22 protein-coding genes are annotated in these 21,708 nt (G+C 68.6%); 11 read left to right on the forward strand and 11 right to left on the reverse strand.

Annotation, left to right across the window (positions count from 1 at the left end; genetic code table 11):
• Positions 1-305: 305 nt before the first annotated feature.
• On the reverse strand, positions 306-461 hold the full coding sequence (locus tag ACIQD6_RS05225; RefSeq protein WP_401878275.1) for a hypothetical protein: 156 nt from the start codon (positions 459-461) through the stop codon (positions 306-308).
• Between the two features lie 396 nt (positions 462-857).
• On the opposite strand from ACIQD6_RS05225, the gene ACIQD6_RS05230 reads away from it, so the two are divergent.
• The 8 genes from ACIQD6_RS05230 to ACIQD6_RS05265 all read left to right on the forward strand — a co-directional run bounded on the left by ACIQD6_RS05230 (position 858) and on the right by ACIQD6_RS05265 (position 8,169).
• Positions 858-1,697, forward strand: coding sequence for a DUF1206 domain-containing protein (locus ACIQD6_RS05230; RefSeq protein WP_401878278.1), 840 nt, complete (start codon positions 858-860; stop codon positions 1,695-1,697).
• Between the two features lie 250 nt (positions 1,698-1,947).
• Complete coding sequence (locus tag ACIQD6_RS05235) at positions 1,948-2,268, forward strand: thiamine-binding protein (RefSeq protein WP_401878281.1); 321 nt, start codon at positions 1,948-1,950, stop codon at positions 2,266-2,268.
• Positions 2,265-2,651, forward strand: a complete 387-nt coding sequence (locus tag ACIQD6_RS05240; protein ID WP_401878284.1) for a helix-turn-helix domain-containing protein — start codon at positions 2,265-2,267, stop codon at positions 2,649-2,651. Before ACIQD6_RS05235 ends, ACIQD6_RS05240 begins: the two co-directional genes overlap by 4 nt.
• 224 nt (positions 2,652-2,875) lie before the next feature.
• Entirely contained in the window at positions 2,876-3,421 is a 546-nt protein-coding gene (gene uraD, locus ACIQD6_RS05245; RefSeq protein WP_401878287.1) for a 2-oxo-4-hydroxy-4-carboxy-5-ureidoimidazoline decarboxylase, read from the forward strand.
• Between the two features lie 5 nt (positions 3,422-3,426).
• A complete protein-coding gene (locus ACIQD6_RS05250; RefSeq protein ID WP_401878290.1) occupies positions 3,427-3,924 on the forward strand; it encodes a hydroxyisourate hydrolase in 498 nt (165 codons plus the stop codon).
• Between the two features lie 5 nt (positions 3,925-3,929).
• Entirely contained in the window at positions 3,930-4,886 is a 957-nt protein-coding gene (gene pucL, locus ACIQD6_RS05255) for a factor-independent urate hydroxylase (protein ID WP_401878293.1), read from the forward strand.
• Between the two features lie 69 nt (positions 4,887-4,955).
• Complete coding sequence (locus ACIQD6_RS05260) at positions 4,956-6,332, forward strand: 8-oxoguanine deaminase (RefSeq protein ID WP_401878296.1); 1,377 nt, start codon at positions 4,956-4,958, stop codon at positions 6,330-6,332.
• A 388-nt stretch (positions 6,333-6,720) separates the two neighbouring features.
• The gene (locus ACIQD6_RS05265) at positions 6,721-8,169 is read left to right on the forward strand and encodes a nucleobase:cation symporter-2 family protein (protein ID WP_401879495.1); all 1,449 of its coding nucleotides are present in this window, start codon (positions 6,721-6,723) and stop codon (positions 8,167-8,169) included.
• A gap of 95 nt (positions 8,170-8,264) precedes the next feature.
• Here ACIQD6_RS05265 and ACIQD6_RS05270 read toward each other — a convergent pair whose 3' ends face one another.
• The 9 genes from ACIQD6_RS05270 to ACIQD6_RS05310 all read right to left on the reverse strand — a co-directional run bounded on the left by ACIQD6_RS05270 (position 8,265) and on the right by ACIQD6_RS05310 (position 17,178).
• Complete coding sequence (locus ACIQD6_RS05270; RefSeq protein ID WP_401878298.1) at positions 8,265-9,107, reverse strand: chitosanase; 843 nt, start codon at positions 9,105-9,107, stop codon at positions 8,265-8,267.
• A gap of 132 nt (positions 9,108-9,239) precedes the next feature.
• Complete coding sequence (locus ACIQD6_RS05275) at positions 9,240-10,091, reverse strand: chitosanase (protein ID WP_401878301.1); 852 nt, start codon at positions 10,089-10,091, stop codon at positions 9,240-9,242.
• Positions 10,092-10,423: 332 nt separating this feature from the next.
• On the reverse strand, positions 10,424-11,014 hold the full coding sequence (locus ACIQD6_RS05280) for a TIGR03086 family metal-binding protein (RefSeq protein WP_401878303.1): 591 nt from the start codon (positions 11,012-11,014) through the stop codon (positions 10,424-10,426).
• 123 nt (positions 11,015-11,137) lie between these two features.
• A complete protein-coding gene (locus ACIQD6_RS05285) occupies positions 11,138-11,602 on the reverse strand; it encodes a hypothetical protein (RefSeq protein WP_401878305.1) in 465 nt (154 codons plus the stop codon).
• 98 nt (positions 11,603-11,700) lie between these two features.
• Positions 11,701-13,491, reverse strand: coding sequence for an alpha/beta hydrolase (locus tag ACIQD6_RS05290; RefSeq protein ID WP_401878306.1), 1,791 nt, complete (start codon positions 13,489-13,491; stop codon positions 11,701-11,703).
• Positions 13,488-13,895, reverse strand: a complete 408-nt coding sequence (locus tag ACIQD6_RS05295; protein ID WP_401878309.1) for a hypothetical protein — start codon at positions 13,893-13,895, stop codon at positions 13,488-13,490. The genes ACIQD6_RS05290 and ACIQD6_RS05295 overlap by 4 nt, the downstream gene beginning before the upstream one ends.
• 251 nt (positions 13,896-14,146) lie before the next feature.
• Positions 14,147-15,778 (reverse strand): malate synthase A, encoded by a 1,632-nt coding sequence (gene aceB / locus ACIQD6_RS05300; RefSeq protein ID WP_401878311.1) that lies wholly within the window; start codon positions 15,776-15,778, stop codon positions 14,147-14,149.
• Positions 15,779-16,015: 237 nt separating this feature from the next.
• Positions 16,016-16,705, reverse strand: coding sequence for an NTP transferase domain-containing protein (locus ACIQD6_RS05305; protein ID WP_401878313.1), 690 nt, complete (start codon positions 16,703-16,705; stop codon positions 16,016-16,018).
• Between the two features lie 128 nt (positions 16,706-16,833).
• Positions 16,834-17,178: an SH3 domain-containing protein gene (locus ACIQD6_RS05310; protein WP_401878315.1), complete on the reverse strand. Its 345-nt coding sequence runs from the start codon at positions 17,176-17,178 to the stop codon at positions 16,834-16,836.
• 410 nt (positions 17,179-17,588) lie between these two features.
• On the opposite strand from ACIQD6_RS05310, the gene ACIQD6_RS05315 reads away from it, so the two are divergent.
• A complete protein-coding gene (locus tag ACIQD6_RS05315) occupies positions 17,589-17,909 on the forward strand; it encodes a DUF5955 family protein (RefSeq protein WP_401878318.1) in 321 nt (106 codons plus the stop codon).
• 49 nt (positions 17,910-17,958) lie between these two features.
• On the opposite strand, the gene ACIQD6_RS05320 is transcribed toward ACIQD6_RS05315, so the two are convergent.
• Positions 17,959-18,771 carry an IclR family transcriptional regulator gene (locus ACIQD6_RS05320; protein WP_401878320.1) on the reverse strand — a complete coding sequence of 271 codons (813 nt, stop codon included), beginning with the start codon at positions 18,769-18,771 and terminating at the stop codon, positions 17,959-17,961.
• 294 nt (positions 18,772-19,065) lie between these two features.
• Between ACIQD6_RS05320 and allB the strand changes: the two genes are divergently transcribed.
• The gene (allB, locus tag ACIQD6_RS05325) at positions 19,066-20,421 is read left to right on the forward strand and encodes an allantoinase AllB (RefSeq protein WP_401878322.1); all 1,356 of its coding nucleotides are present in this window, start codon (positions 19,066-19,068) and stop codon (positions 20,419-20,421) included.
• A 62-nt stretch (positions 20,422-20,483) separates the two neighbouring features.
• Entirely contained in the window at positions 20,484-21,596 is a 1,113-nt protein-coding gene (alc, locus tag ACIQD6_RS05330; RefSeq protein WP_401879498.1) for an allantoicase, read from the forward strand.
• Positions 21,597-21,708: the final 112 nt, after the last annotated feature.

Here is a 21,708-nt window from a genome sequence, read left to right on the forward strand (position 1 = left end):
CTCCGGGGAAGGCGCCGTCATGACCGCTGCCTGATTGCCGTTCTGTGTCCCACGCTCCCGGTGCACGCCAACGTCCCGGAGCGCATCGAGCCTGGCGGGAACCTCCGCGCCACCACCGCCCATTTGACGGGCGCGCGTGGCGACGGGGCCCGACGGAAGGTGTTTCTCCGAAGGGCTCCGTCGGCTGTGCAGAGGGAGATGTCAGTGGGCAGGGCAGGTAGGCGGATCGGCGTGCGGGGTGGCTGCCCTGTGTCTCTCCTCAGCAGTGTGTCGGCATCGCTGCGTACTCGCGCGGACTACTTGTTTTAGAAGTAGTGCTTCCGCCCGCCGACCATGCGTCCGCTCGCGCCGAGGATCCACAGGACCGCGCCGACCACGACGAGCACACCACCGACCGTTGTCAGCAGCGAGACACCGGCCAGCAGGCCGATTATGAACAGAATGGCGCCAAGGACAATCATTTCGGTTCCGATCTTCAAGTCTGTTCGGTGCGTGCGATTCGTCTTTTCAGACCCGCAGCACCCTTTTTCCGCCCACTGCGGAAACCGGGCCGGGTGAAAATCCGGCCGGGCCGCGCGATCGGCGGTTGTCGGCTCCTTGTCTTGCGTACTTCGTGTGCCCGGCTCTCGACCATTCACACACGGACAGGTCATCAGTCCCCCACTTCAATGTGGTGAGGCCCCGGGCTGCCGCCCAGGCATGCAATGTGGAGCAGGGCCTATGAGTTTTTCCGGCCGGCGTCTGGTGTGCCGGGCGCGTTCTTCGTGTGTCAGGCCGCACCCGCCAGGGCGGCCGGGAAGACGAAGCGGAGAGGCACCCCGGGGATTCCTTCCCGCTTCGGGGGCAGCAGGTAGAGCATGACTACTCGATCGGCAACGGCACGTGGACAAGGGCAGGCCGAACGCGCGGCGAACAGCACCGCGGTCGCGGCAGGAGCCCGTGCGGGCTTCGTCGCCCGCGGGGTCATCTACATGCTGATCGGCGTCCTCTCCCTCCGGATCGCCTTCTCCGGTGGCAGCGGAGGTGGACAGGCGGATCGCGGCGGAGCGATCGCCGAGATCGCCCAGAAGCCCTTCGGGACCGTCCTGCTGTACCTGCTCGGGACAGCACTCGCCGGGATGGCCCTGTGGCGGCTGTCCGAAGCGGCCTTCGGGCAGGCAGGTCCCGACGGCCGGAAGGCGAGCAAGAGGGCGATGGCCGCAGGCCGTTTCGTCTTCTACGGATTCGTCTCCTATTCCGTGCTGTCCTACGCCGCCGGGGACAGCGGCAGCGGGAGCTCCGACAAGAGTTCCCGGGACGTTACGGCGAAGGCGCTGGAGTGGCCCGGCGGACAGTGGATCGTCGGAATCGCCGGCGTGACGGTGGCCGCGGCCGGTGTGTGGATCGCCTGCAGGGCGCTCATGCGCAAGTTCCACAAACACCTGAAAATGTCCGAGATCCCGAAGAAGGCGCGTAAGGCTGTCGGCTTCGTCGGAGTCTTCGGCGGTACGGCCCGTGGTGCTGTCTTCGCTGTCGCGGGTGCTTTCGCCCTTGCGGCGGCCGTCCAGCACAAGCCGGGCAGGGCAAAGGGTATGGACGACACTCTGCGCTCCTTCACCGACACTCCGGCAGGGCCCTGGCTACTGGTACTGATAGCGCTCGGCCTGATGGCCTTCGGTGTCTTCTCCTGGGCCAACGCCCGCTGGCGCAAGGTCTAGCAACGCCAACGCCGCATCTCTGCTGATCGACGCAGAGGGGTCCGTTAAGGTCGTGTCGGAGCGACTGGGGCACACCAACGCCGCGATGACCTGAACGTCCGCGGCCATCTCTTTCCTGAGCCGGAGCAACAGACCAGGGCGGCGATGGATTGGGCGTTCGGCGCCCTGAGTGGGAGTGCGCCCCGGATACGCCCTCTCGGCCGGAGGGCTGAGAGAACGTGCAGGTCAGAGCCGACGCCATGGGGGCACCGTGCGATTGAGAGTCGAGTTCACGACCGAACCCTTCGATCTCGACGAGGCGCCCGCCCATGCGGTGGTCGCCCGCGAGGTCGTCCAGAGGGCCGAGCTGGACACCGTCGATGTCGGCCCCTTCGGCAATACGGTGGAGGGCCGCGCCGACGCGGTGCTGGCCTCGGTGGACACGCTGCTGCGGGAGTCGCTGGCCGCCGGCGCGACCCGGGTGTCGCTCCAGGTCAATGTGATCGCGGACGCGGGTCCGGATGCGGCTACGGATTCGCCTACGCCTGCGGACGCAAGCCCGGATGCGGCGGATGGGGAGGGCGGCCGGTGACCGAGCCGCGTGATCATCCCTTCATCGCCGCCGTCAAGCCGCTGGTCGACGCCATGGGCGGCGAGTTGGTGGCCCCCCACGAGGCCGAGCCCGACGATGTCGTACTCGCCTGGGAGGGCGAGAACCTGCTGGCCGTACGGCTGCCGCAGCTGTCGGAGTCCCTGGATCACATCCTGGCCGCGCTGGAGCGCCGGTACGGCATGCCGCTCGCCGAACTCGACCGCAAGTCGAAGCAGTCGGTCGTACGGACGCTGGAGGCACGCGGTGCGTTCTCCGTACGGCACGGCGTCGAGACGGTGGCGACGGCCCTGGGGGTCAGTCGCTTCACCGTCTACAACTACCTCAACCGGGAGGCCGCCGCGAAGGCGGACCCGGTGCAGTGACCAGCACCGTTGTGCGCGCGACTGAGGGGACGCCTCCGGTACGCGCGGTGTGACAGCCATGAAACAGGCCGCCGCCCCACCATCCCCGTGGGCGGCGGCTTTTTCGTATGCACGCTCCCTGCCCGCGTGGGTTCCGTATACGAGATTTCAACAAAGTGTTGACGACGTGTTGTCGAGGGGCGTTAGCTATGCGCAGCCCGCCCAGCACAGCCACGGAGGCTCCCGTGACTTCGACACCGACACCGGGCCTGGCCCGGTTCAACGCCTCGACCGACCGTGCGGCTCTGGCCGCACTGCACGAGGTGTGCGCCAGTTCGGCGTGGGGGAGGAAACTGCTCGCCCGGCGCCCGTACGCCACTGTGGACGCCCTCTTCGACGCCAGTGACACCGCAATGGGGGAACTGGACTCCGGAGATCTGGCCGAAGCGATGGCGGGGCACCCGCCGATCGGCCGGCCGAAGCCCGGGGACCCGGCCTCCTCCCGCGAACAGCGGGGGATGGCCGATGCCTCCGAGGAGCTCAAGGCCGAGATGCTCGAACTGAACCTGGCGTACCAGGAGACGTTCGGCCATGTCTTTCTGATCTGCGCCACCGGTGCGACCGGCGAGCGGATGCGTGACGCGCTGAAGGAGCGGCTGGCACACACGCCCGAGCAGGAGCGCGCGACCGCGCGCGCCGAGCTTGGCAAGATCAACCGCATCAGACTGGCCCGCCTCGTGACGGAACCCCCGGCGGAACCGGTGAACGCGCCCGCAGAAGAAGGAGAGTGACGGCCTTGAGCACCGACACCGACCCCGACACTGACCCCGAACCCGGCACCGGCATCACGGCCTCGGTCTCCACGCACATCCTGGACACCAGCACCGGACGCCCCGCCGAGGGCGTCGCCGTCTCCCTCGCGGCCCGGAGCGGTCTCCGCGCACCGTGGGTGGCGCTCGGTGGTTCGAGGACCGACGCGGACGGGCGCTGCAAGGACCTGCCGGCGCTGCCGGAGGGTACGACCCACGTACGCCTCGACTTCGAGACCGAGGCGTACTTCGTCACGTTCACCGAGCCGGCGGCGTCCGCCACGTCCGCCGAGCAGGAAGCCGAGGCGCGGCAGGACGCCCCCCGCGCAAGGGACAGCGGGCGGCAGGACGCCCCCCGCTCAGGGGACAGCGGTGCACCGTTCTTCCCGGAGGTGGCGATCACGTTCACCGTCACCCCCGGCGAGCACTTTCACGTACCGCTGCTGCTCAACCCGTTCGGCTATTCCGTATACCGAGGGAGCTAGCAGCCATGCCCACGATTCTCGGCCAGAACCAGTACGGCAAAGCGGAGAACCGCGTCGTCAAGATCACCCGGGACGGCGGTACCCACCACATCAAGGATCTGAACGTCTCAGTCTCCCTCTCGGGCGACATGGAGGACGTCCACTACTCCGGCTCCAACGCCCGTGTGCTGCCGACCGACACCACCAAGAACACGGTGTACGCGTTCGCCAAGGAGCACGGCATCGAGTCGGCCGAGCAGTTCGGCATCCTGCTGGCCCGGCACTTCGTGACCAGCCAGGAACCGATCCACCGGGCGCGCATCCGGATAGAGGAGTACGCCTGGGACCGCATCGAGTCCGCCGGAACACCGGACGGCGAAGGGAGCGACCAGGGCGGAGGGGGCGACGGGGGCGACGGGAAAGAGCACTCGTTCGTCCGCAAGGGCCAGGAGACCCGCGTCACCCAGACAACCTTCGACGGCGAGACGTGGCAGGTCATCTCTGGCCTCAAGGACCTGACCGTACTGAATTCGACGGACTCCGAATTCTGGGGATACGCCAAGGACAAGTACACGACGCTCCAGGAGGCGTACGACCGGATCCTCGCGACCGAGGTGTCCGCCAGGTGGCGTTACAGCTGGTCGAGCGATGACGAGCCCATGCCGAACTGGGACGAGTCCTACGAGCAGACGAAGAAGCACCTGCTCCGGGCCTTCGCCGAGACGTACTCCCTCTCGCTCCAGCAGACGCTCTACCACATGGGTACGCGGATCATCGACAACCGGAGCGAGATCGACGAGGTCCGGTTCGCACTGCCGAACAAGCACCATTTCCTGGTCGACCTGAAGCCGTTCGGGCTGAAGAACGACACCGAGGACGGCGCGGTGTACTTCGCGGCCGACCGTCCGTACGGCCTGATCGAGGCCACCGTCCTGCGCGACGGAATCGAGCCGCGGATCCCGCTGGACCTGACCACGCTCTGACCGCGCTCGGACCTCCGCACCCCGGAAACAGCCCTTCGTACCCCGGAAGCAGCAGGGAGAGGAACCGCAATGGCGGCTTCGCGCATCGTCATCGAGAACTGCGCCATCGCGACCGTGGACGCACGGGACACCGAGTACGCCTCCGGCCACGTCGTCGTCCTGGACAACCGGATCGAATCGGTCGGCCCCGGCCGGGCCCCCGCCGGCCTGGAGAACGTGGTCCGCCGTATCGACGGCACCGGCCACCTCGTCACACCCGGCCTGGTCAACACGCACCACCACTTCTACCAGTGGATCACCCGCGGACTCGCCACCGACCACAACCTCTTCAACTGGCTGGTCGCGCTCTATCCGACCTGGGCGCGCATCGACGACGCCATGGTCGGTGCGGCGGCGCGCGGCTCCCTCGCGATGATGGCCCGCGGCGGTGTCACCACCGCGATGGACCACCACTACGTCTACCCGCGCGGCTCGGACGACCTGTCCGGCGTGATCATCGGGGCCGCCGCCGAGATGGGCGTACGGTTCACCCTCGCCCGCGGCTCGATGGACCGGGGCGAGTCGGCGGGAGGACTGCCCCCGGACTTCGCCGTGGAGTCCCTCGACGGCGCGCTCGCCGCGACCGAGGAGACCATCGACCGGCACCACGACTCCTCGTTCGACGCGATGACCCAGATCGCGGTCGCGCCGTGCTCCCCGTTCTCCGTCTCCACCGAACTGCTCAAGCAGGGCGCGGAGTTGGCGCGTCGCAAGGGCGTACGGCTGCACACTCACGGCAGTGAGACCGTGGAGGAGGAGCAGTTCTGCAAGGAACTGTTCGGCATGGGGCCGACCGACTACTTCGAATCGACCGGCTGGCTCGGCTCCGACGTATGGATGGCCCACTGCGTCCATATGAACGACGCCGACATCGCCGCTTTCGGCCGTACTAGTACGGGAGTTGCCCACTGCCCGTCCTCCAACGCCCGGCTGGCCGCCGGTATCGCCAGGGTCCCCGACATGCTCAAGGCCGGAGTCCCGGTGGGGCTCGGCGTCGACGGCACCGCCTCGAACGAGTCGGGCGAACTCCACACCGAACTGCGCAACGCGCTGCTCATCAACCGCCTCGGCACGCACGGCGAGTCCGCGCTCACCGCCCGCCAGGCGCTGCGTCTCGGTACGTACGGTGGTGCCCAAGTGCTCGGCCGCGCGGGGCAGATCGGCTCGATCGAGCCCGGCAAGCTCGCCGACCTCGTGCTCTGGAAGCTGGACACACTGGCGCACGCGTCCATCGAGGACCCGGTCGTCGCGCTGGTCCACGGCGCGGCCGCCCCGGTCACACTCTCGCTGGTCAACGGCCGGACCGTCGTCGAGGACAACCACCTGACCACGGTGGACGAGGACGCGGTCGCCCGCGCCACGCGCAGTGAGGCACGGCGTCTGGCGCGGATCGCCGCACAGAGCTGATCCCGCGCCAGGTCCTGTCCGGCCGGGTGTGGACGTTCGCGCTTGAACGTCCGTCGAGAACGTCCGTCGAGAACGTCCGGCCGAGGGGGACGGCCCTCGACCGGAGGCCGGGGCCCGGCAGGGCTCCTGGCAGCCGCGCCCGGGAGGTGTCGTACCGTCGTCGGTGCCTCACCTCCCGGGACGGTGACACGTGTGTTTCCGCGTACGACCTGCCGGACTCACACCCACACATCCGCCCCACACACACGCATTCCCTTCCGACACCCACCCGCACCGCCCTCCCTGACACCCACGTTGCCCCGACGTGTAACCGACCGGAGGAACCCCCGTGGCCGCTCAGCCCAGGTTTCACAAAGCAGCATCAGAAGGCACAGAAGACGCGGAAGACATAGGAGAGATAGCGGGCGCGGACTCCGTGTCCGGCACGGAACCGGGCACGGAGTCCGGCCGGGCTCATCCGGTCGACCAGACCCTCCCGCCCGTGAAGACGCTCACCAGCGGCCTCCAGCATGTGGCCGCGATGTACGCGGGTGTAGTGGCCCCGCCCATGATCGTGGGGCCCGCGCTGGGCCTCGGCGCCAAGGACACGGCGTTCCTGATGGGCGCGAGCCTCTTCACCGCCGGCCTGGCCACCCTGCTCCAGACCGTCGGAGTCTGGAAGATCGGCGCCCGGCTCCCCTTCGTCAACGGCGTCTCCTTCGCGGGCGTGACCCCGATGATCGCCATCGGCAAGGACCGGGGCGCCGACGCCCTCCCCGTCATCTTCGGCGCGATCATCGTCGCGAGTCTGCTGGGCTTCGCCCTCACCCCGTACTTCTCGAAGCTCGTCCGCTTCTTCCCGCCCGTGGTCACCGGCACCGTCATCACCCTGATAGGTGTGTCGCTGCTCCCGGTAGCCTTCAACTGGTCCCAGGGCGGCGACGCCACGGCCGACGGCTACGGCTCCACGCGGAACATCGGAATGGCCGCCCTCACCCTGGTGATCGTGCTGGCGCTACGGAAACTGCTGCGTGGATTCCTCCAGCAGATCTCCATCCTCCTCGGTCTTGTCGTCGGTACGGTCGTCGCCGTCCCGATGGGAATGACCAGCTTCGATGCCATCGCGGACGCCGACCCGATCGGTTTCCCGACGCCGTTCCACTTCGGTGCCCCGCAGTTCGAGACCGCGGCCGTCATATCGATGTGCATCGTCATGCTCGTCTGTATGACCGAGTCCACCGCCGACATGCTCGCGCTCGGCAGGATCGTGGGGCGCCCGGCGGACGAGCGGACCATCAAGGGCGGGCTCCGCGCCGACACTCTGGGCAGCGCGCTCAGCCCGCTGTTCAACGGCTTCATGTGCAGCGCCTTCGCGCAGAACATCGGGCTCGTCGCGATGACCAAGGTCCGTAGCCGCTTCGTCGTCGCGGCCGGCGGCGTCATCCTGGTCCTGCTCGGGCTCAGCCCGGTGCTGGCGTCGGTCATCGCGCTCGTACCGCTGCCCGTCCTGGGCGGAGCGGGGATAGTCCTGTTCGGCTCGGTCGCCGCGAGCGGCATCCAGACCCTGGCCACGGCCGCGCTGGAGAAGGGCGAGAACGCGCTCATCGTCGCGGCGGCCGTGGGCATAGGCCTGATCCCGATCGCCGCACCGGGCTTCTACGACGCCTTCCCGAAGGATCTGATGGTGGTGCTCGACTCGGGTATCAGCACGGGATGCGTGGTGGCCATCGTCCTCAACCTGGCCTTCAACCACCTGGGCGGGAAGGGCCGGAGGGACGACGGGGCCGGTACGGGCGATGGTACGGAGCCGGACCGGCGGGAAACGGTCCCGGCACCGGCCGCGGCAGGATCGCACTGAGAGGTACGGCGGGTACGGCACCGATGAGATGCCGTACCCGCCGCTGTACCCGCTACTGGGGCCTGTGCCGTGTCCCGCGCTGTGTCGGCCGGTGCTCAGCCGATGTGGAAGTCGTCGCCGTACACCTTCCAGTCGAGCGGCGGATCCAGGTTCAGATTGCCCTTGTTGAGGAACACCCGCTGCGCGGTGTCCACCCGGCTGGTGTCCTCGTGCGCCTCCTCCTGGCGCATCGCCCAGACCCGGGCGTCGAGATAGGCGTGCAGATATTCCTTCTCGTCGCCGCCCTGGGCAGGTGTCCTCGCCTCGGCCAGGGCCCGGTTACGGATGCTGCCGAAGCTGGTGCTGTCGCCGCCGTTGCCGTGCATGACGATGGCGTCGTAGTAGATGAACTGGCCGAGCGTGCCCAGACCGTCCTGCTTGGCGCGCGCCACGGCCGGGTTGAAGTAGACCCGGTCGCGCTCGTCGTCCTGCGCGCTCTTGAACACCGAGTCCCGGGCGGCCTGTTCCCAGGCACCGGTGAAGCCGGGGTCGAGCCCCTCGTGCGAGTCCGTACCGTCGACCTGCCGCAGGGCGGGCAGATACGAGGCGAGCGGATTGTCCGGCTTGCGCTCGGTGTACAGCTCGACGAGATCCAGCATGTCGCCCGTACCGGAACAGAACCCGATGATGCCCGCGGTGTAGCCGCGCCCGTCGCCGATGTCCTCGATGTAGCCGTACTGCGCTTTCCAGTCCAGCGAGGAGTTCTCCGCGCTGGAGACGAGCTGCATGGCGATGTCCTTCTTCGCGGCATCGTCAAGTCCGGTGGCCACGGCTGTGGTTGAGGCAGTGCTTGTGGCCGTGTCCGGGGGCTGTTGCGCCGCGTTCGCCACGCTGGTGGCGGGGACGGCGAGCAGTGTCAGTGCGAGCAGAGCGGTGCGTATGTGGGGGGTGAGCACCATGCCTCCGTGAGGATGTTGACGCTTCCTTCTTCTGTTAGGAAGCTTTCCTACCAAAGAAGGAGGGCGGCGTACACCCGTTCGTATGTGAAGGAGGGGTGAAGGGTGGCCGGTCGGGGTGATGCTGTGGGCGTGCTACTCGGCAGGCTCGGCGCCGATCCGGTAGCGGTCGCCGTACACCTTCCACGCGAGCGGGGCGTCGAGGTTCAGGTTCCCCTCGTCGAGGAAAACGCGCTGTTCCGTGTCGATGCGGCTGGTGTCGGAGTGGGACGGTTCGCGCCGCATCGCGGCGACTCGCGCGTCCAGAAAGGCGTGAAGATACGCGGACTCGTCGCCCCCGCGGCCGGGCGATTCGGCCTTGCGCAGGGCCTGTTCACGGATCGTACGGAAGCCGACCGAGCCCTTTCCGTCGCCGTAGCCGTGCATCACGTAGGCGTCGTAGTAGATGAACTGCCCCAGCGTGCCCAGCCCGTCGGCCTTCGCGCGCGTGACGGCCGGGCCGAAGTACAGCCGGTCGCGCTCCGTGTTCTGGGCCTTGCGCATGGCGGGATCCTCGGCGGACTTCTTCCACGCCTCGGTGAAGGCGCGACCGAGTCCTTCGTGGGACGCACTGCCTTTGGCGGCGCGCAGCGCGGCACGGAAGGGGGCCAGCGCGTTGTCCGGCCGGGCGGTGGTGAACCGCTCGACGACCATGAGGAGATCGCCGCAGCCTGTGCAGAACCCGACGATGCCGGCCGTGTAGCCGCGCCCGTCGCCGATGTCCTCGATGTAGCCGTACTGCGCCTTCCAGTCCAGCGAGGAGTTCTCCGCGCTGGAGACCAGCCGCATCGCGAGCTCTTTCTTCGCCGGCGCGTCAAGACCCGCCAGGGCGCCGGAGGTTGAGGCATCCGGGGTCGAGGCGCCCGACGCCGAGGTACACGCGGCGCAGAGGGCGAGGACCGACAGCGCCAGGATGAGCAGCAGCAGTCGGCGGAGCGTGTGGATCACGTAACGGCTCTTTCCCTGTGGGTGCACCGGTCTCTGTGCACCGGGACAGATCCTGAGATTACGTGAGGGCTTCCGGAGCGTCCTGAATGTGTGGCGATCCGTACTGCCGGGGCCGCCGACTGTCGGCGGCTGCCCAAAAATGTCGGGGCGTTGTCCGGCACCCCGCTCACACCGGACAGCCGGTGGAGCCCGGCCGCTCATCAACCAGGTGGCGACAACTGGACACTCAACCGCGAGAAGCGGCCGAGGAGTCACTCACGGGGTCGAGGGTGAGCGGGATGCCTCGGGCTACCGGCCGCTGGGCCCCCCGACCCTCGGTCGGCAGGCCCGGATCATTCCCCCGGACTCCAGTCCGGGCGACGGCCGCTCAGGCCGACCACCTGGTCCAGGAGCGGGGCATCCTGGGGCGTCCGGACGGGCGGTCCGAACAGGCCCTCCTGGGCGGGACCCGGGTCGTCGGGGTCGGCCATCGGAGCCAGCATCGCGTACGACGCCCGCAGACTCGTCTCGTCCGGGTCGTACGCCTGACCCGTGCTCCGAGCCAGGTCCCAGCCGTGGAGCTGAACCTCGTTGAGGGCCACGATCCCGGCCACCGCGCCCGGCAGGTCGACACCGCCGATCCGGGTGAAGCCTTCCCAGGCGGCGGGGGAGCGCCAAGCGGCGGCGAGTTCGTCGAGCTGCCGGGGCAGGACCTCACGCCAGTCGGTGTCCAGCACGGGCAGCGCGGTGTTCGGCGCGGTGTCCGTCGTCGGCCCCAGCTCCTTGCGCGCGGCGTCCCGGAACGCCCCCGTCAGCCCGACCAGATGCCCGAGCACCTCCCGTACCGCGTAGTCGGGACACGGCGTCGGCCCCGTGAGCTGGTCGTCGGAGATACCTCCGAGCAGCCCGGCCACCTCCCGGCAGGCGGGTCCGAGATCGAACATGTCTGCCTTCGCATGTGTGTCCATACAGAGGTGGACCGGCCCGGCCGCCGAAACTCATCGCTCCGGCGTCGGCCATCCCGTCTCACATGGTGGCCGTCTCGGAAGGTCTCGATGGTCCGTACCTCACAGGACGCCATTGAGGTCGGTGCCTTCGGGGGCGCGGAAGCAGCCGGAGACGATGCGGATCTGGATCGAGGGGCGAGCCTTGCCCCGTTCTCCGGTGACGCGGAGTTCGGCGTTGACCGAGTAGCGCTCCTTGTCGGAGTCTGCGGTGAGTTCAAGATTCTTGTTGGCGCTCTTGTTCGGTCCGTACTCGACGATCTTCCAGCCGTGCTTGGGCAGGTTCTCCTTGAGCCGCTGGAAACCCTGTTTCAACTCCTCCGCCGATACTCCGTAGAGTGCCCAGGGATGGCGGGAGAGGAAGAGCCGTTCAGGGTCCTCTTCACAGGGCGAGATGCCAGGCCCTGTCTCGGTCGTCTTGGCCTGTTTGAGGCCGATCAAGTCGAAGATCTGACTGGAGACGGTCTTCGTCTTGGTTCGGGCCTCTTCGACGCCGAGAGTGGTGGGTGTGTAGCCGAGGTCGTCCATGTCTTTCGAGCATCCAGTCGTGAGGGCTGCCAGGACAAAGGCTGAGATGAGCACGCCGAGGCTGTGGTGTCGGAGTCCGCCAATAGTGCGAGGGGGCATCAATCGTCCTCTTCCACGTCGTCGTATCTCCCCACGACGACCATTGCCTGGTTCTTCAGACTCTGGGAGCCGGGAGTCCAGTAGTCGCTGTGTCCGCTGGTGTTGACGTCCATCCGGTGCGCGCCGAACGCTTCGTCGGACGGCACGGTCTGGACGTATCCGGCGTTGAACGGGATGCCGTTCCAGGTCTCGACATCCCACTTGTAACCGCCCAGCCCCGCGAGCTTTCCGCCGGCCGGGACAAAGTCGTCGGACGCGGCCTCGGACCATACATGATCCTTGCCGACGTCGAGGTCGTCCGCGTCGCCGGTCAACATGCCCGGACTTCCCGCGACCACGATGTCGTCGGCCGAGAGATCGCCCTTGTTCGAGGCGTCACCGACGACGGTGGAGCCGTAGCTGTGGCCGATGACCGTGGTGTGACTGTTGTCAGGGCCTCCCTGGGCGGTCTCCAGACCATCCATGAAGGTGTTCAGCTTGGGCGAGCCGTCGTACGCCCACTGCTTCTCCATGGCCTCGGGGACGATGCTCTGCGGGGCATCGTAGCCAAGCCAGGTGATAGTGGAGACGGACTTCCCTTCGGCCTCTGATTCGGCATCGCTCCAGAGGCTGGTCATCCGGTTGATATCGCCACCAATGCTTTCCAGCTTCGATTTTGTGCCTGGTACGTACACCGCCGTGTGGTCAGCTGTGTCCGGATTGCCGTTGGCGATGATCGCCCGGCCGGTTCCCTTCTCGTCGAAGCCGAGGAGGTACGCCGGTGGCAAACCATGGGATGGTGGGGCGTCGAACCGCTTCTGGATCGCGTCCATACCTTTGATCTCGGCCCTGAGACGGTTACCCCCGCCCTCGTCCCACTTTTCCCACGCCGGGTTCTTGATGGCGACGGGATAGGTGCCGTTCGGATTCTGGATCATCTTGGGGGGCTCGGGGCCCAGCTTGTCGAAGTCCAGTTGGGCCTTGGCGCGGGTTTCGGCGAGCACCATGCGGTTGGAGTCGTCGCGGACATCGCTGGGGATCCCGTCGAGGGCCCCGACAGAGGCCGGGTAGAGGGTGGCGTATTCGTCGCGCTGCTCCTGGGTGAGCCCCTTCCACCACGCCGCGTTCTCGGTCGCGGACTTGCCCTGGGGAATCTTCGCGTCGTCGGCGTATTTCCCCGCGGCCTGCTGCAAGGCCGTGGTGTCGGCGGCGGCGTCGGCGAGCATCGCGTCCGTGACCTTGAGTCCGCCGGTGGTGTTCAGGCGGCGCAGGGCTCCCGCGTACCGTCCGTCGATCTCGGCGGCGTCGCGGACCGCGGCGGATATGCGTTCCGCGATGTCCTCGGCCTTGCCCTTGTTGGCGTCGGCGCCGCCCTCCGCCTTCCCGGGCAGAAGCGGTATCGGGGCGCCGGGTGTGGCGGTGCCGTTGCCGGGCGCGAGGGGAGCGACGGGCGAGCGCGGGTACTCGACGGAACCGTCGGCCTTGACCGTGAACTTGAGGTTCTCGGCGTCCTCCAGCGCCTGCTTGAGTTTCTTCTGTGGCGCGGCGAGTTCAGCGGCCAGTCCGTTCAGTGCGGTACGGATGAGGCCGCATTCGGTGTGGATGTACTGGTAGTTGCGGCTGAGCTGGGTGAGATCATCGATGGCTCCGGTGGCGGTCTCGCCCTTCTGGGTCTCGCGGAGCGTGCCGAGCATCTCGTTGTCGACGCGGTCCTTCGCGGCGTTGGCGCGGCCTGAGACCTTGCCCCAGCCGTCCGCCGCGTCCTCGTACTCCGAGAGCTTCGCGTCGCGCAGTTGTTGCCAGGTGGTCACTTCGGCACCTGACCCTCGAACCGCTGCTTGGTCTTGACCTCCTGCTCGCCGAACTCCTTGCCGGCGCTCTTCAGCGCGCCTTCGAGCCGGGTGCATTCGTCACGGACCGAAGTGAGACGTTCTTTCCAAGAGGTACGGATCTCGGTCAGCCCCGCCGAACTGCTGAAACCTTCCGTACCACCGGCAACGCCCTCCAGTGCGGCATCCAGCTCTGTCAGAGCCGATGCCGAGGACGTGTGCAGGCCGTTCGCCACCCCTGAGGCCGAAGTCCAAGGGCCCTGAGCCGCCTTGAGATCGGGCTCACCGCCCCCGCCGTTCCCAGGTGCGTCGGCCGAGGCCAGCCGCATCCCCGTACCGGAGCTGTCGTGACCGAACAGCTCCGACCATTTCTGGTTGAGTGCCATGTGCTTGCTTCCCCCTGAAATCCGTGAAACTCACGCCAAACGGATCGATTGCTGCCGCGAATCTAGCTGATCTGCGTGGTGAGGTCAGCAGTTCGGGAGCTGAGCTGGACATTCGGGGGCCGAGCTCGGTAGTGGGGGCCGCGTTCGATACTCGGGGGCGCGCTCGACGCGGCCCCCGGCGCCGTCCTGCGGGGCCGGGGGCCGCGTTTCCGCGCGTTTCCGCGCGTTTCCGTGCGGTTTCCGTGCGGGAGTCAGCCCCGCAGCTGCTCGTACGCCGGGAGCGTGAGGAAGTCCGCGTAGTCGTCGTCCAGCGCGACCGTCAGCAGCAGGTCGTGGGCCTGCTGCCAGCGGCCGGCGGTGAAGGCCTCCTCGCCGATGTCGGCGCGGATCGCGGTGAGTTCGTCGGCGGCGAGCGTACGGGCCAGGTCCGGGGTGACCTTGACGGTCCGGCCGTCGTGGTCGAACTCGACACCCGCGTTGATCCACTGCCAGATCTGCGAGCGCGAGATCTCGGCGGTGGCCGCGTCCTCCATCAGGTTGAAGATCGCGACCGCGCCCATGCCGCGCAGCCAGGCCTCGATGTAGCGGATGCCGACCTGGACGGCGTTGCGCAGGCCCTCGTACGTGGGCTTGGCGTCGAGGGAGTCGACGGCGATCAGGTCGCCCGCGGCGACGGAGACGTCCTCGCGGAGGCGCTCCTTCTGGTTGGGCCTGTCGCCGAGGACCGCGTCGAAGGAGGCCATGGCGATGGGGACCAGGTCCGGGTGGGCGACCCAGGAGCCGTCGAAGCCGTCGGCCGCCTCACGGTCCTTGTCGGTCTTGACCTTCTCGAAGGCGACCTTGTTCACCTCGGCGTCGCGCCGGGACGGGATGAAGGCCGCCATGCCACCGATGGCGTGGGCACCGCGCTTGTGGCAGGTGCGGACGAGGAGTTCGGTGTAGGCGCGCATGAACGGCGCCGTCATCGTGACGGCGTTGCGGTCCGGCAGGACGAACTTGGCGCCGCCGTCACGGAAGTTCTTCACGATCGAGAACAGATAGTCCCAGCGGCCCGCGTTCAGCCCGGACGCGTGGTCGCGCAGCTCGTAGAGGATCTCCTCCATCTCGTACGCCGCGGTGATCGTCTCGATCAGCACGGTCGCGCGGACGGTGCCCCGCGGAATGCCGACGTAGTCCTGGGCGAAGACGAAGATGTCGTTCCAGAGGCGGGCCTCCAGGTGCGATTCCGTCTTCGGGAGGTAGAAGTACGGGCCCTTGCCCAGCTCGATGAGGCGCTTGGCGTTGTGGAAGAAGTACAGCCCGAAGTCGACCAGCGCACCGGGCACCGGCTCGCCGTCCAGCTGGAGATGACGCTCCGTCAGATGCCAGCCGCGCGGGCGGGTCACGACGGTCGCCAGCTGGTCCGCGTCCTTGAGGGCGTACGACTTGCCGGAGCGCGGGTCGGTGAAGTCGATACGGCGCGCGTAGGCGTCCATCAGATTGAGCTGGCCCAGGACGACGTTCTCCCAGGTGGGCGCCGAGGCGTCCTCGAAGTCCGCGAGCCAGATCTTCGCGCCCGAGTTGAGGGCGTTGATGGTCATCTTGCGGTCGGTCGGGCCGGTGATCTCCACGCGCCGGTCGTTCAGCGCGGCCGGTGAGGGGGCCACTCGCCAGCTCTCGTCCTCGCGGACGGACGCGGTCTCCGGCAGGAAGTCCAGGCTGGAGGTACGGGCGATCTCGGCGCGGCGCTCGGTGCGGCGGGCGAGGAGCTCGTCACGGCGGGGGGTGAACCGCCGGTGCAGCTCCGCCACGAAGACGAGGGCCGCCTCCGTGAGCACCTCGTCCTGCCGCGGCAGGGGCTCGGCATCGACGATGGCCAGCGGGGACGGCGCTGGTGCGGACATGAGCTGTCACTCCTTCGCGGGCGGGGCCGCCCGGCTGGTCGCCGGGCCGCCTCGGACGGCACGGGCGGGCCCGGATGGCACAGGGTGCCGGGCAGCCGTGGCGTGGTCACGGGTACCGACCGACGTGTCGGACGCTTCTGACCTGTGGATAATAGTTTTCTCATGGTGGAAGTTCAAATGGTTTGCCGATGTCGGTTCTCTCTCGGTCGGCCGACCTTGGCAGAGAGTGCCACGGCCTCACTCCAGAGGGGACAGATAGGACAGATCCTCCTCGGTGTCGATGTCGTACGGCTGCGCGACATCTCCGCACTCGACCAGGACGATGTCGCTCTCCCGGGCCTTCAGGTAGTCGCGTGCCCCGCGATCGCCCGTCGCATCCGCCGCGATTCCCGCCCAGTGGCGGGCACCGAACAGGACGGGGTGGCCGCGCTTCCCGTCGTACGAGGCAGATACGAGCGCGTCCGAAGCCGATACGGGTGCGTCCGAGGCCGACGCGGTGGCCGCGTCCGAGGTGCGGTACGCGGCCACCACCCGGGCCACCGCCGCCGCTCCGATGCCCGGCTGGTCCACCAGGAACACCAGGGCCGCCCGTGCGTCCGTACCGGCCAGGGAGGCGAGCCCCGCGCGCAGCGAGGACCCCATTCCGTCGGCCCACCGGGGGTTGTCGACCAGGACGCAGCCGGGCAGCTCGGCCCGGTTCCGTACCTCCTCCGCCGCTGCCCCCAGCACGACGTGCACCGGGCCGCAGCCCCCCTCGCGCAGTGTGCGTGCGGCGTGTTCGACCAGGGGGCGGCCCCGGTGCTCCAGCAGTGCCTTCGGTCGGCCCCCCAGCCTGCGGCCGCCGCCCGCGGCGAGCAGCAGTCCGGCGACGGCCGGGTGCGTGCGCTCGTGTGTGCCGTTGTGTGTGTCGTCGTGTGTGCCCGCCATGGGCACTGCCTACCCGATCCGCGGGTGGTCCGCAGTCGGTCCGCAGGTCACAAAGAAGAAGCCGGTGGGCTCCCGGCTCCGGTTCGGAGCGGCGCCCACCGGCGTTCAGTCAGCTGAGTGCCGCTGGATCAGGCACACGTGCCCAGGTAGGTGTTGGAGATCCACACGCCTGTCGGGCCGCCCCAGAGGTTGCCCTGGCGCCAGTTCCCGCTGGAGCCGGTGATGTTGAATCCCTGACCGCGGTTGACCTGCCCGAGGGACGGAAAGTTCGTCCCCGGACCCGAACGGAAGTGGACCCTGTCACCGATGACGCAGGTGTATGCCTGCGGCCCGGCCGCCGTTCCGCTGTTCGCGGCCCGGTGCGGTGCCTGTCCTGGGGAAGCGGCCTGAGCGGTGGTCCCCCCGAGCGCGAGTGCGCCCACGACCAGAATCGCGGAGATGCCGGTCGTCGATTTCTTGAGCAGCGAAGCCATGAAACCCTCCCTGTTGACGGTCGCCGGTCGGTGAACCGGCTCCTTGGCATCAGGAGAGCACCCGGGCGTTGTTCATGATCGCCCCGGCTGAGGTGAACAAACAAACGCTGAACAATGCGGATATTTAGTCAGATAAAAATTACCCCCGCTCTGGTGTCGTTCCCGGAGCGGAGTTGGAGTGATTGCTTCGGTCTGTCTCTGGTCGGCTCCGAACCCTGTCCTAGCAGGTCACAGCCGCTCCTGTGGCCATCGGCGCAGGTCAGGGCGTGGTGTTGGAATTACCGCGCGTAATGGCGTTAACTTGCCCGCGAACCTGGGCGCTTGACCACCGTCCGGGCGAGGTAGGCATATAAATGCGCAGATGTGCCCGGCACAACGACGTGCACGGGCGAGGAGCAGGGGGAAGAGCTTTGTTGCGGAGCGTGGGGCAGGCGCCGGTGACAGAGAAGGGCCAGGACCCGAGGGTGGCGGAGCTGCACGCCGCGGTGTCCCGGCTCCGGCGTGAACTGGCCGGGCATCCGGCCGAGTTCAGGGACCGGGCCATAGCCGAGGATGAACTGGCGGCCCTGGCCGCGATGGTGAAGAGCGGTACCCCCGAGATCGCCCGCATGCGACGTTCGCTGCTGCTGATCGTGGGCTCGATCGGTTCGGTCAGCGCGCTCGGACCGGCGCTGATGGGCGTACGGAGCGCGGTCGACCTCTTCGGAGACGTGCCCCGCCAGTCTCGGTAAAAGCAGCATTCGGCCGGTCCGTCGGCCGTCCGTCGGGCGCGCGGCGCCCTCAGGCCTGGGGCGTCGTGTTCGCCAGTGCCTCCGACAGATCCCGGGCGACCTCCTGGAGCACCGGGACGATTCTCTGTGTGGCCTCCTCCGTCACCCGGCCCGCCGGACCCGAGATCGAAATGGCCGCCGCGGTGGGGGAGTCGGGGACCGGAACCGCCAGGCAGCGGACCCCGATCTCCTGCTCGTTGTCGTCGATGGCGTACCCCGACACGCGCACCAGTTCCAGGGCGTCCAGAAAACCGTCGGGAGTCGTGATCGTCTTCTCGGTGGCGGCCGGCATGCCCGTACGGGCGAGCAGGGCGCGTACCTCCTGCGGGGTGGCATGCGCGAGCAGTGCCTTGCCCACGCCCGTGGAGTGCGGCAGGACCCGGCGGCCCACCTCGGTGAACATCCGCATCGAGTGCTTCGACGGGACCTGCGCGACGTACACGACCTCGTCACCGTCGAGCAGCGCCATGTTCGCCGTCTCGCCGGTCTCCTCGACGAGCCGGGCCAGATACGGCCGGGCCCAGGTGCCGAGCAGCCGGGACGCCGACTCGCCGAGGCGGATCAGGCGCGGCCCGAGTGCGTACCGCCGGTTGGCCTGCTGGCGCACATAGCCGCAGTCCACCAGCGTGCGCATCAGGCGGTGGATGGTCGGCAGCGGCAGGCCGCTGCTGGCGGACAGCTCGCTCAGCCCGACCTCGCCGCCCGCGTCCGCCATCCGTTCGAGCAGGTCGAAGGCGCGCTCCAGGGACTGGACGCCCCCGCCACCGGCCGGGGCGGACTTGGTGGCGTCGGTTGCGCTGGCGCTGGCGGGGGACGACGGCACGTCATGGGTCCTTTCGGGACGGGCGGGGCAGGCAAGCAGCCTACCGGGCCCCGGACGAGGTATCCGGCGGATCAGATGCGGTCCTCGCCGGTCAGGACTCGTTCGCCCGCCGCTCGCAGCTCCTGGTGGCCCTCACCCAATTCTACGTTACGAAATTTAAATTTCACTTTACGGAAACGCTCGCATGGGGCATGGTCTTGACGAGGTCAGGTCCGGAGTGAAGACTTCTTCAACAGTTCGTTGAAATTTGCTCTCCGGAAAGCTTTGCGTGAGCGAGAACCACGAGCGAGAACCATGGGTGGAGGAGCACGGGTGTCCGAAGTGAACCTGGTACTGCGTTCGACACGTGTCATCACTCCGGAAGGGACGCGCGCCGCCTCGGTCGCCGTCGCGGACGGAAAGATCGCGGCCGTCCTGCCGTACGGTGCCGAGCTGCCGCCCGGCGCCCGTCTGGAGGACGTCGGGGACGATGTCGTACTGCCCGGTCTGGTCGACACGCACGTCCATGTGAACGATCCGGGCCGCTCGGAGTGGGAGGGCTTCTGGACCGCCACCCGGGCCGCCGCGGCCGGCGGGATCACCACGCTGCTCGACATGCCGCTCAACTCCCTTCCGCCCACCACGACGGCCGCCCATCTGGGCACCAAGCGCGCGGTGGCCCGGACGAAGGCCCATGTCGACGTGGGCTTCTGGGGCGGCGCGGTCCCGGACAACGTCAAGGAACTCCGGCCGCTGTACGACGCCGGGGTCTTCGGCTTCAAATGCTTCCTGTCGCCCTCCGGCGTGGACGAGTTCCCCGAGCTGGACCAGGACGGACTCAGCCGCTCGCTCGCCGAGATCGCCGGCTTCGGCGGGCTGCTGATCGTGCATGCCGAGGACCCGCACGAACTGGCCTCCGCACCGCTGCGCGGCGGGCCCGCCTACGCCGACTTCCTGGCGTCCCGGCCGCGCGGCGCCGAGAACGCGGCGATCGAAAGCCTCATCGCCCAGGCCGCGCGGTACGACGCCCGGGTGCATGTGCTGCACCTGTCGTCGTCGGACGCCCTGCCGATGATCGCCGCCGCCAAGCGGGACGGCGTACGGATCACCGTCGAGTCCTGTCCGCACTTCCTGACCCTCACCGCCGAGGAAGTCCCCGACGGCGCCACGGAGTTCAAGTGCTGCCCGCCGATCCGTGAGGCCGCGAACCAGGACGCGCTGTGGCAGGGGCTCATCGACGGCACCATCGACTGCGTCGTCTCCGACCACTCGCCCTGCACACCCGATCTCAAGACCCCCGACTTCGCGTCCGCGTGGGGCGGCATCTCCTCGCTCCAGCTGGGGCTTCCGGCGATCTGGACCGAGGCGCGCAGGCGCGGCCGGTCGCTGGAGGACGTCGTCCGCTGGATGTCGACGGCCCCCGCCGCGCTCGCGGGACTGACCCGTAAGGGCGCCATCGAGGCGGGCCGCGACGCCGACTTCGCCGTGCTCGCCCCCGATGAGCTCTTCACCGTCGACCCGGCCGAGCTGTACCACCGCAATCAGGTCACGGCGTACGCGGGCAAGAGCCTGTACGGCGTCGTCAGGTCGACCTGGCTGCGTGGCACCCGGATCGTCCGGAACGGCGCCCTCACCGAGCCCACCGGCCTCCTCCTCGAAAGGAACAACTGACCGTGCCCGAAGCTCCGTCGCCCGAGGCCCGCCCGTCCGAGGCCCGCCCGTCCGAAGTCCCCGTGCCCGTACCCTCGTTCACCGGTGATGCCCGTCCGTACGGCGGCGGTCATCCGTACGCCGACTACCGCACCGCCGACTTCCCGTTCGCCCACTTCACCGATCTCGCCGACCGGCGGCTCGGGGCCGGGGTGATCGCCGCCAACGACGAGTTCTTCGCCGAGCGCGAGAACATGCTGAGGCCGGAGGCCGCGGAGTTCGACCCGGAGCGCTTCGGCCACAAGGGCAAGATCATGGACGGCTGGGAGACCCGGCGCAGGCGCGGTACCGGCGCCGAGCGTCCGCATCCCACGGACGAGGACCACGACTGGGCGCTGGTCAGGCTCGGCGCACCCGGCGTGATTCACGGAATCGTCGTCGACACCGCCCATTTCCGGGGCAATTATCCGCAGGCGGTCTCGGTGGAGGGCACCTCGCTGCCCGGCTCCCCGTCGCCCGACGATCTCCTCGGCGAGGAGGTCAAGTGGACGACGCTCGTGCCCCGTACGGCCATCGGCGGCCATGCCGCCAACGGCTTCACGGTCGACACCGAGCAGCGCTTCACCCACCTGCGGGTCAACCAGCATCCCGACGGCGGGATCGCCCGGCTGCGGGTGTACGGGGAGGTCGCGCCCGATCCCGCGTGGCTCGGTGCGCTCGGTACGTTCGACCTCGTCGCGCTGGAGAACGGCGGCCGGGTCGAGGACGCGTCCGACCGCTTCTACTCGCCCGCGACCAACACCATCCAGCCGGGCCGCTCCCGCAAGATGGACGACGGCTGGGAGACCCGGCGGCGCCGGGACAAGGGCAACGACTGGATCAGCTACCGGCTGGTGGAGCAGGCGGAGATCCGTGCCGTCGAGATCGACACGGCCTACCTGAAGGGGAACGCGGCAGGCTGGGCCACGCTGTCCGTCCGTGACGGCGGCACGGGCGACTGGACCGAGATCCTTCCCCGGACCCGGCTCCAGCCCGATACGAACCACCGCTTCGTACTGCCGGCCGGCGCGGTCGCGACCGACGTACGGATCGACATCTTCCCCGACGGCGGCATCTCGCGGTTGCGCCTCTTCGGCTCGCTCACGGAGCAGGGCGCGTCCCGACTGGCGGCCCGTCACCGGGAGTTGGGTGGCTGAACGGTAGCGGTGCGCCTCCCGGCGCCCGGCGGGAGTACGGGTGCGGTGCGCCTCCCCGCCAGGCCACGGGACAGGCCAGGGCCTGCCCCCTGCCTGTCCCTACGCGGGCAGG

Source organism: Streptomyces sp. NPDC088400, from assembly GCF_044753355.1.
GTDB lineage: Bacteria > Actinomycetota > Actinomycetes > Streptomycetales > Streptomycetaceae > Streptomyces.

Coding starts and splice junctions, on each gene's coding strand:
- ACIQD6_RS05225 (WP_401878275.1), bottom strand. CDS start 461: ATGATTGTCCTTGGCGCCATTCTGTTCATAATCGGCCTGCTGGCCGGT.
- ACIQD6_RS05230 (WP_401878278.1), top strand. CDS start 858: ATGACTACTCGATCGGCAACGGCACGTGGACAAGGGCAGGCCGAACGC.
- pucL (WP_401878293.1), top strand. CDS start 3,930: ATGCCCACGATTCTCGGCCAGAACCAGTACGGCAAAGCGGAGAACCGC.
- ACIQD6_RS05260 (WP_401878296.1), top strand. CDS start 4,956: ATGGCGGCTTCGCGCATCGTCATCGAGAACTGCGCCATCGCGACCGTG.
- ACIQD6_RS05270 (WP_401878298.1), bottom strand. CDS start 9,107: ATGGTGCTCACCCCCCACATACGCACCGCTCTGCTCGCACTGACACTG.
- ACIQD6_RS05280 (WP_401878303.1), bottom strand. CDS start 11,014: ATGTTCGATCTCGGACCCGCCTGCCGGGAGGTGGCCGGGCTGCTCGGA.
- ACIQD6_RS05285 (WP_401878305.1), bottom strand. CDS start 11,602: ATGGACGACCTCGGCTACACACCCACCACTCTCGGCGTCGAAGAGGCC.
- ACIQD6_RS05295 (WP_401878309.1), bottom strand. CDS start 13,895: ATGGCACTCAACCAGAAATGGTCGGAGCTGTTCGGTCACGACAGCTCC.
- aceB (WP_401878311.1), bottom strand. CDS start 15,778: ATGTCCGCACCAGCGCCGTCCCCGCTGGCCATCGTCGATGCCGAGCCC.
- ACIQD6_RS05305 (WP_401878313.1), bottom strand. CDS start 16,705: ATGGCGGGCACACACGACGACACACACAACGGCACACACGAGCGCACG.
- ACIQD6_RS05310 (WP_401878315.1), bottom strand. CDS start 17,178: ATGGCTTCGCTGCTCAAGAAATCGACGACCGGCATCTCCGCGATTCTG.
- allB (WP_401878322.1), top strand. CDS start 19,066: ATGGGTGGAGGAGCACGGGTGTCCGAAGTGAACCTGGTACTGCGTTCG.